Genomic DNA, 14,070 nt, shown 5'->3' on the forward strand with positions numbered 1-14,070 from the left:
CCGGCAGCTTCGTCGAATACGGCGCACTGGCCATCGCGGCGCAACGCAGCCGGCGCTCGGAGGAGGACCTGATCGCCAACACCCCGGCCGACGGCCTGGTCGCCGGCCTGGCCACGATCGGCGCCGACCGCTTCGGGCGGGCCGCGGCCGAGGCCGTCGTCGTGTCCTATGACTACACCGTGCTGGCCGGCACGCAAGGCATGCGCAACCACGCCAAGACCGACCGGGCGTTCGACCTGGCCACCCGCAAAGGGCTGCCCGTGGTGCTGTTCGCCGAGGGCGGCGGTGGCCGGCCGGGCGACACCGACGTCGGCGGCGTTGCCGGGCTGGACGTGCCGACGTTCCGGATGCTGGCCGCGCTGAGCGGGCGGGTGCCGTTGATATCGATCGTCTCCGGCCGGTGCTTCGCCGGGAACGCCGCGCTGGCCGGGGTGTGCGACGTGATCATCGCGACCCCGGACGCCAACATCGGGATGGGTGGGCCCGCGATGATCGAGGGCGGCGGGCTCGGCGTGTACCCGCCGGAGGCCATCGGTCCGATCGGCGTGCAGCGACGCAACGGCGTGGTCGGCCTGGTCGCGCGCGACGAGGCGCACGCGGTATCGCTGGCCAAGCAGTATCTGTCGTATTTCCAGGGCGGCGTGGACGATTGGGCCGCGCCGGATCCGCGGCTGGCCCGGCATGTGGTGCCGGAGAACCGATTACGCGCCTACGACGTGCATCGGGCGATCGAGGCGATCGTCGACACCGGCTCGGTGCTTCAGTTGCGACCCGACTACGGCGTCGGCATCGTCACCGCCCTCGTCCGCGTCGAAGGGGCGGCGTACGGGCTGATCGCGAACAGCACCCACCACCTGGGCGGCGCCATCGACGCCGAGGCGGCCGACAAGGCCGGCGACTTCCTGGCCCTCTGCGAATCGTTTGGGCTGCCGGTCATTTCGCTGTGCGACACCCCGGGCTTCATGGTGGGCCCCGATGCGGAGGTCCAGGCGGCGGTCCGGCGGTTCGGGCGGATGTTCGTGCTGGGCGCGCGGTTGACCGTGCCGCTCGGAATGATCATCCTGCGCAAGGGATACGGGCTGGGCGCGATGGCGATGGCCGGCGGTTCCTTCCGCGCCCCGCAATTCACCGTCGCGTGGCCGACCGGCGAGATCGGCGGGATGGGGCTCGAGGGCGCGGTGCGCCTCGGGTTCAGCAAGGAGCTGGCCGCCGAGGGCGACCCCGTCAAACGCCAGGAACTGTTCGACAAGCTGGTGGCCGCGGCCTACCAGCACGGCAAGGCGCTGCGGGCCGCCACCACATTCGAACTCGACGACGTCATCGACCCCGCGGAATCCCGGGCCTGGATCACCAGGCTCCGGGAGGCCCGGAGCTGATCAGGCGTGGCCGGAACCGCAGCCGACGCCGGGCAGGCAACCCTGTCCGCCCGGAATGCCGCCGGGTCCCGCGTTTTGGCCGCCGGAGCCGCAGCCGACGCCCGGCACGCAGCCCTGACCGCCGGGACCGCCGCCGGGCCCGTTGAACTGGCCACCGGAGCCGCAGTTGCCGTTCGCGTCGCAACCGCCGCCGCCCGGGTCGTCCTTGAAGACGACGTGCGTGGGCGCCGCGGACGGCGCAGCCGCGACGACGTGGGAATCGGTCATGGCGATCGGCGCCACGGCGATCGCAGCGGCCGCCGCCCCGCCCACCATCAGTCTTTTCATGGGGGTTAATTTCACTGACATGCGCGTCGCATACCACGCACACACCCGCATAAACATCGGCAACCCCAGGCCACGCACCGCAACGGAAGGCGCACCACGATGACATCACTGGATCTGAGCGGCCGAACCGCGATCATCACCGGCGCCTCCCGCGGCATCGGGCTCGCGATCGCCCAGCAGCTCGCGGCCGCGGGGGCGAACGTGGTGCTCACCGCCCGCAAGCAGGAGGCCGCCGACGAGGCCGCCGCGCAGGTGGACGGCAACGCCCTGGGCGTCGGGGCGCACGCGGTCGACGAGGACGCCGCCCGGCGCTGCGTGGACCTCACGCTCGAACGTTTCGGCAGCGCGGACATCCTGATCAACAACGCCGGCACCAACCCGGCCTACGGCCCGCTGATCGACCAGGACCACGCCCGCTTCACCAAGATCTTCGACGTCAACCTCTGGGCGCCGCTGCTGTGGACCTCGCTCGTCGTCAAGTCGTGGATGGGCGAGCACGGCGGCGCGATCGTCAACACCGCCTCCATCGGCGGCCTGCACCAGTCGCCGGCCATGGGGATGTACAACGCCACCAAGGCCGCGCTGATCCACGCCACCAAGCAGCTGGCGCTGGAGCTCTCGCCCCGCGTCCGCGTCAACGCGATCGCCCCCGGCGTGGTGCGCACCCGGCTGGCCGAGGCGCTGTGGAAGGACCACGAGGACCCGCTCGCGTCCTCGATCGCGCTCGGGCGCATCGGCGAGCCCGCCGACGTCGCCGCGGCCGTGGCCTTCTTGGTTTCCGACGCCGCGAGCTGGATCACCGGTGAAACGATGGTCATCGACGGTGGCCTGCTGCTGGGCGCGGCGCAGGGCTTTCAAACGCGGCCGCAGGGCTAGCCATGAGCACCGAAGAGTGGTCGGTCGACCTCCAGGGGCGGGTGCAGGCGCTGCTGGACGAGCACGACCCGGCGGCCACCGACGCGCGCGAATTCCTTGGGGCGCAATACGATGCGGGGCTGGCCTGGGTGGATCTGCCGCGCGGCTTCGGCGGCCTTGACCTGCCGCGCAAGGCTCAGGAACTCGTCGACGCCCAGCTGTCCGCGGCGGGCGCGCCGGTGGGTGGCACCCCCAAGAACTTCATCGGCATGGGGATGGCGGCGCCCACCATCGCCGCGTTCGGCACCGACGAACAGAAGCGAAAGTTTCTGCGCCCCTTGTTCACTGGCGAGCAGGTGTACTGCCAGTTGTTCAGCGAACCCGGCGCGGGATCGGACCTGGCGGGGTTGGCAACCCGGGCGGTCCGCGACGGTGACGACTGGATTGTCAACGGGCAGAAGGTGTGGACGTCGATGGCGCAGCACGCGCAGATGGCCATCCTGGTCGCCCGCACCGACCCGACGGTGCCCAAACACTTTGGCCTGACGTACTTCCTGTGCGACATGACCCAGCCCGGCGTCGAGGTGCGTCCGCTGCGCCAGATCACCGGCGAGGCCGAATTCAACGAGGTGTTCCTCACCGAGGTCCGGGTGCCCGACGCGAACCGGCTCGGCCCGGTCGGCGGCGGCTGGCGGGTCGCGACCACCACGCTCAACAACGAGCGCGTCGCCATCGGCACCCGCGCCGGAACTCCGCGTGAGGGCGGCATGATCGGGAAGGTCACCAAGGCGTGGCGGGACAACCCCGCGCTGCGCGACCCCGCGCTGCACGACGAGCTGATGAAACTGTGGGTCGACGCGGAGGTGCTCCGGCTGGCCGGCGAACGGTTGCGGCAACAGGCCCAGGCCGGTCAGCCCGGGCCGGAAGGCGCGGGCATGAAGATCGCCTTCGCCAAGCTGGCGCAAGCCATTTCGGGTTTCGAGATCGAGCTGCACGGCGAGGCGGGTCTGCGGTACGACGACTGGACCATGCGCAGGACCGAGACCGTCGACCTGATCGGGCGCGAGCCCGGTTACCGCTACTTACGCGCGCGCGGCAATTCGATCGAGGGCGGCACCTCGGAAATCCTGCGCAACACCATCTCCGAACGCATCCTCGGCCTGCCCGGCGAGCACCGCGTCGACAAGGATGTCGCCTGGAAGGACCTGGATCGATGAGCGACCTGCTGTACTCCGATACCGAGGAGGCTTTGCGCGACAGCGTTCGGCACCTGTTCGCCGACCGTTGCCCGCCGGAAGCGGTGGCCCGCGCCTACGACGCCGAGCCACCAGACTTCTCGAACGTCTGGCGCACCCTGGCCGTCGAGCTGGGGGTGGCCGGCCTGCTGGTCCCGGAGTCGCTCGGCGGCGCGGGCGCCGGCGCTCGGGAGGTCGCGGTCGTCATGGAGGAGATCGGCCGGGCCGTCGCGCCGGTGCCGTACTTGTCCAGCGCGGTGCTGGCCACGGTCGCGCTGTTGGCCGCCGGCGACACCGAAACCGTCTCCGCGCTGGCGCGAGGTGAGCTGACCGCCGCCTTGGCGGTGCCGTTGTCGACCGGGCCCGGCGATCCGGTGCCCTCGGTGAGCGGCGGCTCCGACGGGCTGAGCGGGTCGGTCACCAGCGTCGCCGGCGCCGCGGGGGCCGACGTGCTGGTGGTGCCGGTCGCCGGCCCGGACGGGCTGGAGCTGCATACCGTCTCCCGGGCCGCCGCGGGTGTCCAGGTGTCGCCGCTGCTGGCCTTGGACATGACGAGACCCCTTGCGGACGTGAGCTTTTCGGCGGCCGACTCGTCGCGCGTCGGGCCGGCGGACGGCCCGATCGCCGAGGCCCTGCGCACCGGGGCGGCGCTGCTGGCGTCCGAGCAACTCGGAGTCGCCCAGTGGTGTTTCGCGACGACCCTGGATTATGCCAAGCAGCGCAAGCAGTTCGGCCGCGCGATCGGCTCGTACCAGGCGATCAAGCACCGGCTGGCCGATCTGTGGTTCGAGGTCAGCGCCGCGACCGCGGCGGCCCGCCACGCCGCCGACACGTGCGCCCGGGACGACGACGACGCGCCCGTCGCGGCGGCCCTCGCCCAGGCATATTGCAGCGGCGTCGCCGTGCACGCGGCCGAGGAGTGCGTCCAGCTACACGGTGGCATCGGCATGACGTGGGAGTATCCCGCCCACCTATACCTCAAGCGGGCCAAGAGCGACCAGTTGGCCTTCGGCACCGCATACCGTCACCGGGCCCGCCTGGCCGCGTTGGTGGGCCTGCCCCCCAGTTAGTTGCGCTCGCACTGATTTTTAGCGCGGAGCGGACGCCGGATGGGAAACTCTCTGTCGCGCAGCGACATTCGTCGGCGTGCGGGCATGTCGCCCCGACGTGCCCGTCACCGCACTCGCATTTCATGAGAATGTGTCGGTCCGCTCACGAATCCCGGAGGTGACGAGCATCGGAATGCGCGTGCTGCTGTCCACCCACGATTCGCGCGGGGCGGTCGAACCGCTCGCCGCGGTCGGGCTTCAGTTGCGGGCGCTCGGCGCGGAGGTTCGGGTATGCGCACCGCCGGACCGGGAATTCGCGGACTTGCTCGCCGATATCGGCCTGCCGCTGGTGCCATTCGGCGATTCGTGGCGCGCGATGGCGGCAAGCCTCACGCCCTCGGAGGACCAGTTGCGCCGGCACCTGGACGGGCTCGTCGCCGCGCAGTTCGACACCGTGGCCGCCGCGGCCGACGGATGCGACCTGCTGGTGGCGACCGGATTCCCGCCGGTCGCGGCGGGTGCGCGGTCGGTGGCCGAGCGGTTGGGCATCCCCTACGTGTACGTGAGCTACCAACCCACGATCCTGCCGTCGCCCCACCACCTGCCCCCCACCTATGCCGGCCAGCTGCCGGAGGGCCTGATCGACAACCGGGTGCTGTGGCGGACGGACGCGCAGCAGATGAACACGCTGTTCGGCGCGACACTCAACAGTCACCGCGCGAGGCTGGGCCTCCCGCCGCTGGACGACGTCCGCGACTATGCGCTCACCGAGCGTCCCTGGCTGGCGGTGGACCCGGTCCTGAGCCCGTGGCCGGAAAACAGCGGGCTTGACGTGATCCAGACCGGGGCGTGGCTGCTGGCCGACGAACGCCCCCTTCCGCCGGCGCTGTCGGCGTTCCTGGACGCCGGGCCGGCGCCGGTGTACGTGGGCTTCGGCAGCATGCCCATGCGTGCCGCCAAGGACCTTTCCCGGGCCGTCGTCGAGGCCGTGCGCGCGCACGGCCACCGCGCGATTCTTTACCGCGGCTGGTCCGGCCTGGCCCCGATAGACGACCGGGACGACTGCCTCGGTGTCGGCGAGCTGAACCATCGGGCGCTCTTCGCCCACGTCGCCGCCGTCGTGCACCACGGTGGCGCGGGCACCACGACCACGGCCGCGCGGGCCGGTGCGCCGCAGGTGTTGGTGCCCCAGGGCGCCGATCAGCCGTACTGGGCCGCCCGGGTGGCGGAGCTGGGCATCGGCAACGCGCATGACGGCCCGGCTCCGACGGCCGAGTCGCTGGCGGCCGCGCTCGAGCCGGTTTTGACGCCGCAGGCCCGCGGTCGGGCGAGCGCGGTGGCCGCGAGGATCCGCCCCGACGGTGCGAGCGTCGCCGCGACGCTGATGCTGGAGGGGTTAGGCACCTAAGGCCGAACCGAACACCTCGGTCATGGCCTGCCAGTGCCGCTCGGCCGCGGCGGGGTCATAGGGCGTGTTGTCCGGCACCGCGAACCCGTGGGCGGCCGGATACCACTCGATGGTGTGCTGCACGCCGGCCGCGGTCAGCGCCTTGTCGAGCTGCTCGGCGTGGTCGCGGGTGAAGGACGCGTCGTCCTTGGCGCCGCCGACGTAGACGGTGGCGGTTATCCGGTCCGCGAGCAGATGCGGGCTGTCCGCAGTGTCGGTCACCAGGCCGCCGCCGTGGAACGACGCTGCGGCGGCGACACGCTCCGGGACCCGGCCGGCGACCACCAGGGACGCGCGGCCGCCCATGCAGTAGCCGCACACGCCGAAGCGCTCCCCGCACACCTCCGGGCGGGTCGCGAGGTAGTCGAAGAACGCGGCGGCGTCGCCGGCCATCTTGTCCGGCGTGATGCTGCCGATCATGCCGAACAGGCGCCGGCGTTCCCGCTCGTCGCCGAAGACGGTGGCCATGTCGAACGGGGCCCAATCGCCGCTGCGGTAGTAGACGTCGGGAAGTAGCACGGCGTAACCGAATCCGGCCAGCTTGGCGGCCATCTGGTCGAAGGTGTCGCGCACCCCGCCGGCGTCGCAGTACATGACTACGCCCGGCCAGGGACCGGTTCCCTCGGGGGTGAACAGGCCGACGGGACACGTGCCATCGGCGGTGGTGACGTTGTCGGTGATTTTCGGCATGGCCTCCGTTCTACTCCGGAGGGCTGGACCGATTTTTTTGGCGTCGACCCGCCGCGCCCGGCTTCGCCGCGCTTGCGATCGCCGCGCAATTTTTTCAGGCGGCGACCCGCCGCGCCCGGCTTCGCCGCGCTTGCGATCGCCGCGCAATTTTTTCAGGCGGCGACCCGCCGCGCCCGGCTTCGCCGCGCTTGCGATCGCCGCGCAATTTTTTCAGGCGGCGACCCGCCGCGCCCGGCTTCGCCGCGCTTGCGATCGCCGCGCAATTTTTTCAGGCGGCGACCCGCCGCGCCCGGCTTCGCCGCGCTTGCGATCGCCGCGCAATTTTTTCAGGCGGCGACCCGCCGCGCCCGGCTTCGCCGCGCTTGCGATCGCCGCTAAGCTGGCCGCGTGCCGGTTCCCACGCCCTACGAGGACCTGCTGCGCGTGGTGCTCGAGCGGGGCACGGCCAAATCCGACCGCACCGGCACCGGCACCCGCAGCCTGTTCGGCCAGCAGATCCGCTACGACCTGTCGGCCGGCTTTCCGCTGCTCACCACCAAGAAGGTGCATCTGAAGTCGGTGGTCTACGAGTTGCTGTGGTTCCTGCGCGGCGACTCCAACGTCGCCTGGCTGCGCGAGCACGGCGTCACTATCTGGGACGAATGGGCCAGTGCCACAGGTGATCTCGGACCGATCTACGGCGTGCAGTGGCGGTCGTGGCCCACGCCGACGGGCGAGCACATCGACCAGATCAGCGCGGCGCTGGACTTGCTGCGCACCGACCCGGACTCGCGGCGCATCATCGTGTCGGCATGGAACGTCGGGGAGATCCCGCAGATGGCGCTGCCGCCGTGTCACGCGTTCTTCCAGTTCTACGTCGCCGACGGGCGGTTGAGCTGCCAGCTGTATCAGCGCAGCGCCGACCTGTTTCTCGGGGTGCCGTTCAACATCGCCAGCTACGCGCTGCTCACCCACATGATGGCCGCGCAGGCGGGGCTGTCGGTCGGCGAGTTCGTCTGGACGGGCGGCGATTGCCACATCTACGACAACCACGTCGAGCAGGTGCGGACCCAGCTTAGCCGCGAGCCGCGGCCGTACCCGGAACTGGTTCTGGCGCACAGGGATTCGATCTTCGACTACACGTACGACGACGTCGTCGTGAAGAACTACGACCCGCACCCGGCGATCAAAGCCCCCGTCGCGGTATGACCCGCGCCGACGACGACGCCAGCGACGCTGGGGTCAAGGAGTGGCGAGTATGACGCAGCTGGGGTTGATCTGGGCTCAGTCGACATCCGGCATCATCGGCCGCGGCGGCGACATTCCCTGGCGGGTGCCCGAGGACCTGGCCCGCTTCAAAGAGCTGACCTTCGGGCACACGGTGGTGATGGGCCGGCGCACGTGGGAGTCGTTGCCGACCAAGGTCCGGCCGTTGCCGGGTCGCACCAATGTCGTACTCTCGCGCCGGGGGGACTTCGTCGCCGACGGGGCGCAGGTCGTCAGTTCGCTCGAAGCGGCCCTCGGCGGTTGCGAGGGCGAGCCGCAGACCTGGGTGATCGGCGGTGAGCAGGTTTATCTGCTCGCCCTGCCGCACGCCACCCGGTGCGAGGTGACCGAGGTCGAAGTCGACCTTCGACGCGACGACGACGACGCGTTGGCCCCGGTGCTCGACGACAGCTGGCTGGGCGAGACGGGGGAGTGGCAGGTCAGCCGCACGGGGCTGCGGTACCGGCTGCACAGCTACCGTCGGGCATGAGCCGTCGGTCTCCGCGCCCGTGACATACTCGGACGCGGGGGTCGGTCTCGACAAAGACATCAATTGCCAGGAGGGGGAATTGGCAGTGATAACCGAACCCACGAAATCGTTCACTCGCATGTTCAGGGGTTATGACCCGACCGCGGTCGACGCCCACATCGAGATGCTGACTACCAAGCAGCAGCTGTTGCTCTCCGACGTGGAGAGCCTGCGGACCCGGTTGAAGGAAGCCGGCGACCAGACGGCCGCGCTGCGCAAGGAGGTCGCGGTCCTCACCGACACCTCACCCTCACCCCACGCGGTGCAGCGGCGGATGGCGCAGATGCTGCGCCGCGCGGTCGACGAGGTTGCCGAGATGCAGGCCGAGGCGCGGAGCGAGGCGGACGCGCTGATCGCGGCGACCGAGGCCGAAGTCGAGGCCGCGCAGCGAAAGCACGAACAGGAGTTGGCGGAGATGGCCGAGCAACGAAAAGCCATGGAAACCGATTACGAGGAAACCAAGAAGCAGCTGGAGGCCGAATTGGCCGAGAAGCGTGCCGAAACCGAGGCGGCGATCGACAAGGCCTGGCGCGACGCCCAGCGGGAGGCCGATCACTACCGCGAGCAGGCCCGCCGCGCCGCCGACGAGGCGATTCAGCAACGGATCAGCGTCCTCGAGCAGTTGATGGGCGTCTACCGCGACCTCGAGGCGGTCCCGGCCGCTCTCGAGTCGGCCTATCAGGAGCAGAAGAACGCGCCGGAGCCCAGCGTCGTGGTGCCGCTGGACCGGAAGGTCAGCACGGGATAGGCGGTTCAGGCCGGGCTCGCCGCGTCGCGGCCGGACCCTGTCGCACCCGGGCGGTATTCTCGGCGCCGTGCCCAGCCGGACCCTGTCCGCCGACCAAGCCCGGCGCATCGCCGTTGCGGCCCAAGGCTTTAGCGAGCCGCGGCCCGCCGGTCCGGTCACCCGCGCCCACTTGAAGCGGCTGATATCGAGAATCCAAGTGCTGCAACTGGATTCGGTGTCCGTTGCGGTGCGCGCCCATTACGCCCCGGTGTTCAGCAGGCTCGGTCCCTACGACCGCGACGTGCTGGATCGCGCGGCCTGGGGGCCGCGGTCGTCGCGGCTGCTGGCCGAGTACTGGGCTCACGAGGCCGCGCTGGTCGCCGTCGACGACTGGCCGCTGCTGCGCTGGCGGATGCGCCAGTACACCCATGGCCGGTGGGGCACCCACATCGTCAAGGCCAATCCCCAGCTCGCCGAGGACATCGTCGCGGCCGTCACCGAGCTCGGGCCCAGCACGGCCGGGCAGATCGAAGCGCACCTCGCCTCGAAATACGCCGCGCCACGCAGGAAGAAGGGCACGTGGTGGAACCGCAGCGACACCAAGTGGGTCGCCGAGGCGCTGTTCGCGGCGGGCGTGCTCACCACGGCCACCCGGGTGGGCTTCGCCCGCCACTACGACCTGGTGGAGCGGGTGCTGCCGGCGAGCGTGCTGGCGCGCGAGGTCGACGACGACGAGGCCGTCCGGGAGCTCACGCTACGCGCGGCCGGCGCGCTCGGCGTGGCCACCGAGGCGGACATCCGCGACTACTTCCGGCTGTCGGCCCAGCAGGTCAAGCCGGCGGTCGCGGACCTGGTGGCCGCGGGGGATATCGAACGGGTCGAGGTGGACGGCTGGCCCGCGCCGGCCTACCTGCGCACCGGCCGGGCAGTGCCGCGTTCCGACCGGGGCACCGCGCTGTTGTGTCCGTTCGACCCGCTGATCTTCTTTCGGCCGCGCGTCGAGCGGTTGTTCGGGTTTCATTACCGCATCGAGATCTACACCCCGGCGGCCAAGCGCCAATACGGCTACTACGTGTGGCCGCTGCTGATGGACGGGCGGCTGGTCGCGCGCGTCGACCTCAAGGCCGACCGGGCCGCCGACACGCTGCGCGTGATGGGCGCGTTCGGCGAGCCGGACACCCCGCGGCCGCGTGTGCTGCGGGCCCTGGCCGGTGAACTGCGGTCCATGGCCGCATGGCTGGACCTGGGCGGGTTCAGCGTCGCCACCCGGGGCGACCTGGCCGCCGACCTGAGGGCGGTGATCTGATGCGGGCGACGGACAAGGACCTCAAGGACACGCTGTGGAGGGCGGCCAACAAGCTGCGCGGCGCCCTGTCGGCCAGCCAATACAAGGACGCCATCCTCGGGCTGGTGTTCCTCAAGCACACCTGCGCCGCGCAGTGGGAAGCGTTGGCGCACAACGCGCAACGCCCGGATATCGGCCGGCTCGTCGACGACGCGATGGAGGCCGCGGCGCTGCCCCGGCTGTACGACGGCCTCGACCAACGCCGCCTCGGGGAGCTGCTGCGCCTGCTCGACGCCGCGCCACTCGGTGAACGAGGACGCGCGCGGGACCTGATGGGCGAGGTGTACGAGTACTTCCTGGGCAACTTCGCGCGCGCGGAAGGGCGGCGGGGCGGCGAATTCTTCACCCCGCCCAGCGTGGTCCGGGTGATCGTCGAGCTGCTGGAACCCTCGGGCGGGCGGGTCTATGACCCGTGCTGCGGCTCGGGCGGGATGTTCGTGCAGACCGAGCGGTTCATCGCCGAACACGACGGCGATCCCGCGCGGGTCACGATTTTCGGACAGGAAAGCGTCGAGCAGACCTGGCGGATGGCGAAGATGAACCTCGCCGTGCACGGCATCGACGACACGGGCCTGGGTGCGCGCTGGGGCGACACGTTCGTCGAGGACCAACACGCCGGCGTGCAGATGGATTACGTGCTGGCCAATCCGCCCTTCAACATCAAGGATTGGGCCCGCGACAAGAACGACCCGCGCTGGCGCTTCGGTGTCCCGCCCGCCGGCAACGCCAACTACGCGTGGCTTCAGCACATCCTGTCCAAGCTGGCCCCCGGCGGCAAGGCCGGTGTGGTGATGGCGAACGGTTCGATGTCGTCGAACACCCTGGGGGAGGGCGACATTCGCGCGCGAATCGTCGACGCCGACCTGGTGTCGTGCATGGTGGCGCTGCCCGCGCAGCTGTTTCGCTCCACGTCGATCCCGGTGTGTCTGTGGTTCTTCGACACCGACAAGGGCCACCGGTCCGGCCAGGTGCTGTTCATCGACGCCCGTGAGCTCGGCTACCTGGTCGATCGCGGCGAACGGGCGCTGACGCACGAGGAGGTGCGGCGCATCGCCGACGCCTACCGCGCGTGGCGCGGATCGGGCTCTACGACCGCGAAAGACCCTGAATATAACGATGTTCCGGGGTTCTGCGGCTCCGCGTCGATCGGCGAGATCGCCGCGGCCGGCTACACCCTGACGCCGGGACATTACGTCGGCACGCCCGCCGCCGCGGACGACGGCGAACCGGTCGATCAGAAGATCACCCGCCTGACCGGTGAGCTGCTGACCGCGCTCGACGAATCCGCGCGCCTGGAAAGCGTTGTGCGCCAACAACTGGAGCGCCTGCGGTGAAAACCACGCTGGGTGAGCACCTGCTCTTCAGCACCGGCGCGCCGCGGCGAGCGCCCGGCGGGCAATTCCGCGTCTACGGCGCCAACGGGGCCATCGGGTATGCCACCGAACACAACGCGACGGGCCCGCTGATCGTGCTCGGGCGCGTCGGCTCGCAGTGCGGCACCCTGCGGTACTGCGAATCCGACGTCTGGGTCACCGAAAACGCACTGGTCTGCCGGGCCAAGGACGCACGGGACACGCGGTACTGGTACTACGCGATGCAAACCTGCCGGCTGGGCGATCACCGATCCGGATCGGGACAGCCGCTGCTCAACCAGCGGATCCTGCGCGACGTGGCGGTGCGCAGCGTGGCGGCCCCGCAGCGGGCAGCGATCGCCGAATTGCTCGGCGCCCTCGACGACAAGGTGTCCGCCAACGAGCGGGTGATCGCGGCCGCCGAGAGCCTGATGGTGGCTATCGCGGGGTCGGCCCCCGGGCGCGTGCCGCTGGGCCGCCTTGCGAGCCGGTCGTCGGCGTTCGTCACCGTGGCCGAATTCGACGAGGTGGTCGCGCACTTCAGCCTGCCGGCCTTCGACGACGGGGCGAATCCCCGCGTCGTGAGCGCCGCGTCCATCAGGAGCGGCAAGTACCTCCTCTCGGTGCCCTGCGTCTTGTTCGCGAAGCTGAATCCGCGAATCCCGCGCATCTGGAACGTGGCCGTCCTGCCGCCGGAAATGGCCGTGGCCAGCACCGAGTTCGTCGTCCTGACGCCCACCGGCGTCGACGCCTCGGCCCTGTGGTCCGCCGTGCGCCAACCGCACGTCTCCGACCGGCTGCGGCGGCGGGCGGCCGGCACGTCGGGCAGCCATCAGCGGATCCGGCCGGGCGATCTGCTGGACGTCCGGGTCCCCGACGTCCGGCGCCTGCCGGCCGCGGCCCGGCAAACGATCACCGGCCTGGGGGCGCTGTGCCATGCCCGTCGCGCCGAGAGCGCGCGGTTGGCCGCGTTCCGCGACGCGCTGCTGCCACCGCTGATATCGGGTGAACTCCGCCTTCGGCCAGCGCGTTAAGGTGAGCGCCGTGGCCGAGACCGCGCCGCTGCGCGTGCAGCTGATCGCCAAGACCGAGTTCCTGGCGCCGCCGGACGTGCCCTGGACCACCGACGCAGACGGCGGGCCGGCGCTGGTGGAGTTCGCCGGCCGGGCCTGCTATCAAAGCTGGTCCAAACCCAATCCCAAGACGGCGACCAATGCCGGCTACCTCAAGCACATCATCGACGTGGGTCATTTCTCGGTGCTCGAACACGCGAACGTGTCGTTCTACATCACCGGCATCTCCCGGTCGCTCACCCACGAGCTGATCCGGCACCGGCATTTCTCCTTCTCCCAGCTGTCGCAGCGCTACGTGCCGGAGGGCGAGTCGCACGTCGTGGTGCCGCCGGGCATGGAAGACGACCCCGAGTTGCGACGGATCCTGACCGATGCCGCCGACGCCAGCCGGGCCACCTACGCCGAGCTGTTGGCCAGGCTGGAGGCCAAATTCGCCGACCAGCCCAACGCCATTTTGCGGCGCAAGCAGGCGCGTCAGGCCGCGCGGGCCGTGCTGCCGAACGCGACCGAGACCCGCATCGTCGTGACGGGCAATTACCGCGCCTGGCGGCACTTCATCGCCATGCGCGCCAGCGAGCACGCCGACGTGGAAATCCGGCGGCTGGCCATCGAGTGCCTGCGCCAGCTCTGGAACGCCGCGCCGGCGGTGTTCGCCGACTTCGAGATCTCGACGCTGGCCGACGGGACCGAGGTCGCGACCAGCCCGCTGGCGACCGAGGCCTGATTCCCGGCGGCCGTGGCAGGCCCGCGCCGTTACTAAAGACCTTGCCGCCGCCAGGTAACCTAAAGACCGTGAGCACCGTCGGATTCGACGCCCCGG

At 70.6% G+C, this 14,070-nt stretch carries 14 protein-coding genes; 12 read left to right on the forward strand and 2 right to left on the reverse strand.

Annotated features, from left to right (window positions below; genetic code table 11):
• A partial coding sequence (locus tag A5702_RS12115) for an acyl-CoA carboxylase subunit beta (protein WP_304440337.1) occupies positions 1 to 1,376 on the forward strand: 1,376 nt, incomplete at its 5' end.
• Here A5702_RS12115 and A5702_RS12120 read toward each other — a convergent pair.
• On the reverse strand, positions 1,377 to 1,703 hold the full coding sequence (locus A5702_RS12120; protein WP_055405614.1) for a hypothetical protein: 327 nt from the start codon (positions 1,701 to 1,703) through the stop codon (positions 1,377 to 1,379). It abuts the gene before it with no gap.
• 99 nt (positions 1,704 to 1,802) lie between these two features.
• On the opposite strand from A5702_RS12120, the gene A5702_RS12125 reads away from it, so the two are divergent.
• The 4 genes from A5702_RS12125 to A5702_RS12140 all read left to right on the forward strand — a co-directional run bounded on the left by A5702_RS12125 (position 1,803) and on the right by A5702_RS12140 (position 6,250).
• Positions 1,803 to 2,579: an SDR family oxidoreductase gene (locus tag A5702_RS12125; protein ID WP_055405613.1), complete on the forward strand. Its 777-nt coding sequence runs from the start codon at positions 1,803 to 1,805 to the stop codon at positions 2,577 to 2,579.
• Between the two features lie 2 nt (positions 2,580 to 2,581).
• Positions 2,582 to 3,775: an acyl-CoA dehydrogenase family protein gene (locus A5702_RS12130; protein ID WP_068220966.1), complete on the forward strand. Its 1,194-nt coding sequence runs from the start codon at positions 2,582 to 2,584 to the stop codon at positions 3,773 to 3,775.
• Positions 3,772 to 4,863 carry an acyl-CoA dehydrogenase family protein gene (locus A5702_RS12135; protein WP_055405672.1) on the forward strand — a complete coding sequence of 364 codons (1,092 nt, stop codon included), beginning with the start codon at positions 3,772 to 3,774 and terminating at the stop codon, positions 4,861 to 4,863. The genes A5702_RS12130 and A5702_RS12135 overlap by 4 nt, the downstream gene beginning before the upstream one ends.
• 172 nt (positions 4,864 to 5,035) lie before the next feature.
• Positions 5,036 to 6,250: a glycosyltransferase gene (locus A5702_RS12140; RefSeq protein WP_068220970.1), complete on the forward strand. Its 1,215-nt coding sequence runs from the start codon at positions 5,036 to 5,038 to the stop codon at positions 6,248 to 6,250.
• Here the strand turns inward: A5702_RS12140 and A5702_RS12145 are convergent.
• On the reverse strand, positions 6,239 to 6,979 hold the full coding sequence (locus tag A5702_RS12145; protein ID WP_055405428.1) for a dienelactone hydrolase family protein: 741 nt from the start codon (positions 6,977 to 6,979) through the stop codon (positions 6,239 to 6,241). The two genes, A5702_RS12140 and A5702_RS12145, sit on opposite strands and share 12 nt — an antisense overlap.
• 387 nt (positions 6,980 to 7,366) lie before the next feature.
• On the opposite strand from A5702_RS12145, the gene A5702_RS12150 reads away from it, so the two are divergent.
• The 7 genes from A5702_RS12150 (at position 7,367) to thyX (ending at position 13,974) form a co-directional block, all read left to right on the forward strand.
• Entirely contained in the window at positions 7,367 to 8,167 is an 801-nt protein-coding gene (locus A5702_RS12150; protein WP_067815323.1) for a thymidylate synthase, read from the forward strand.
• A 49-nt stretch (positions 8,168 to 8,216) separates the two neighbouring features.
• Positions 8,217 to 8,714 carry a dihydrofolate reductase gene (locus A5702_RS12155; RefSeq protein ID WP_067815326.1) on the forward strand — a complete coding sequence of 166 codons (498 nt, stop codon included), beginning with the start codon at positions 8,217 to 8,219 and terminating at the stop codon, positions 8,712 to 8,714.
• Positions 8,715 to 8,799: 85 nt separating this feature from the next.
• Positions 8,800 to 9,501: a cell division protein DivIVA gene (locus A5702_RS12160; RefSeq protein WP_067815498.1), complete on the forward strand. Its 702-nt coding sequence runs from the start codon at positions 8,800 to 8,802 to the stop codon at positions 9,499 to 9,501.
• Positions 9,502 to 9,538: 37 nt separating this feature from the next.
• Complete coding sequence (locus A5702_RS12165; RefSeq protein ID WP_197506550.1) at positions 9,539 to 10,786, forward strand: winged helix-turn-helix domain-containing protein; 1,248 nt, start codon at positions 9,539 to 9,541, stop codon at positions 10,784 to 10,786.
• Entirely contained in the window at positions 10,786 to 12,159 is a 1,374-nt protein-coding gene (locus A5702_RS12170; protein WP_068220976.1) for an N-6 DNA methylase, read from the forward strand. Before A5702_RS12165 ends, A5702_RS12170 begins: the two co-directional genes overlap by 1 nt.
• The gene (locus tag A5702_RS12175) at positions 12,156 to 13,211 is read left to right on the forward strand and encodes a restriction endonuclease subunit S (protein ID WP_068220979.1); all 1,056 of its coding nucleotides are present in this window, start codon (positions 12,156 to 12,158) and stop codon (positions 13,209 to 13,211) included. Before A5702_RS12170 ends, A5702_RS12175 begins: the two co-directional genes overlap by 4 nt.
• Before the next feature lie 10 nt (positions 13,212 to 13,221).
• The gene (thyX, locus tag A5702_RS12180) at positions 13,222 to 13,974 is read left to right on the forward strand and encodes an FAD-dependent thymidylate synthase (protein ID WP_067815501.1); all 753 of its coding nucleotides are present in this window, start codon (positions 13,222 to 13,224) and stop codon (positions 13,972 to 13,974) included.
• Positions 13,975 to 14,070 lie beyond the last annotated feature (96 nt).

Source organism: Mycobacterium sp. E3339, from assembly GCF_001666915.1.
Taxonomy (GTDB): domain Bacteria; phylum Actinomycetota; class Actinomycetes; order Mycobacteriales; family Mycobacteriaceae; genus Mycobacterium.

What these genes read in the sequence shown, in the direction of transcription:
- A5702_RS12120 (WP_055405614.1), bottom strand. Translation starts at nt 1,703, where the DNA reads ATGAAAAGACTGATGGTGGGCGGGGCGGCGGCCGCTGCGATCGCCGTG.
- A5702_RS12125 (WP_055405613.1), top strand. Translation starts at nt 1,803, where the DNA reads ATGACATCACTGGATCTGAGCGGCCGAACCGCGATCATCACCGGCGCC.
- A5702_RS12130 (WP_068220966.1), top strand. Translation starts at nt 2,582, where the DNA reads ATGAGCACCGAAGAGTGGTCGGTCGACCTCCAGGGGCGGGTGCAGGCG.
- A5702_RS12135 (WP_055405672.1), top strand. Translation starts at nt 3,772, where the DNA reads ATGAGCGACCTGCTGTACTCCGATACCGAGGAGGCTTTGCGCGACAGC.
- A5702_RS12140 (WP_068220970.1), top strand. Translation starts at nt 5,036, where the DNA reads ATGCGCGTGCTGCTGTCCACCCACGATTCGCGCGGGGCGGTCGAACCG.
- A5702_RS12145 (WP_055405428.1), bottom strand. Translation starts at nt 6,979, where the DNA reads ATGCCGAAAATCACCGACAACGTCACCACCGCCGATGGCACGTGTCCC.
- A5702_RS12155 (WP_067815326.1), top strand. Translation starts at nt 8,217, where the DNA reads ATGACGCAGCTGGGGTTGATCTGGGCTCAGTCGACATCCGGCATCATC.
- A5702_RS12170 (WP_068220976.1), top strand. Translation starts at nt 10,786, where the DNA reads ATGCGGGCGACGGACAAGGACCTCAAGGACACGCTGTGGAGGGCGGCC.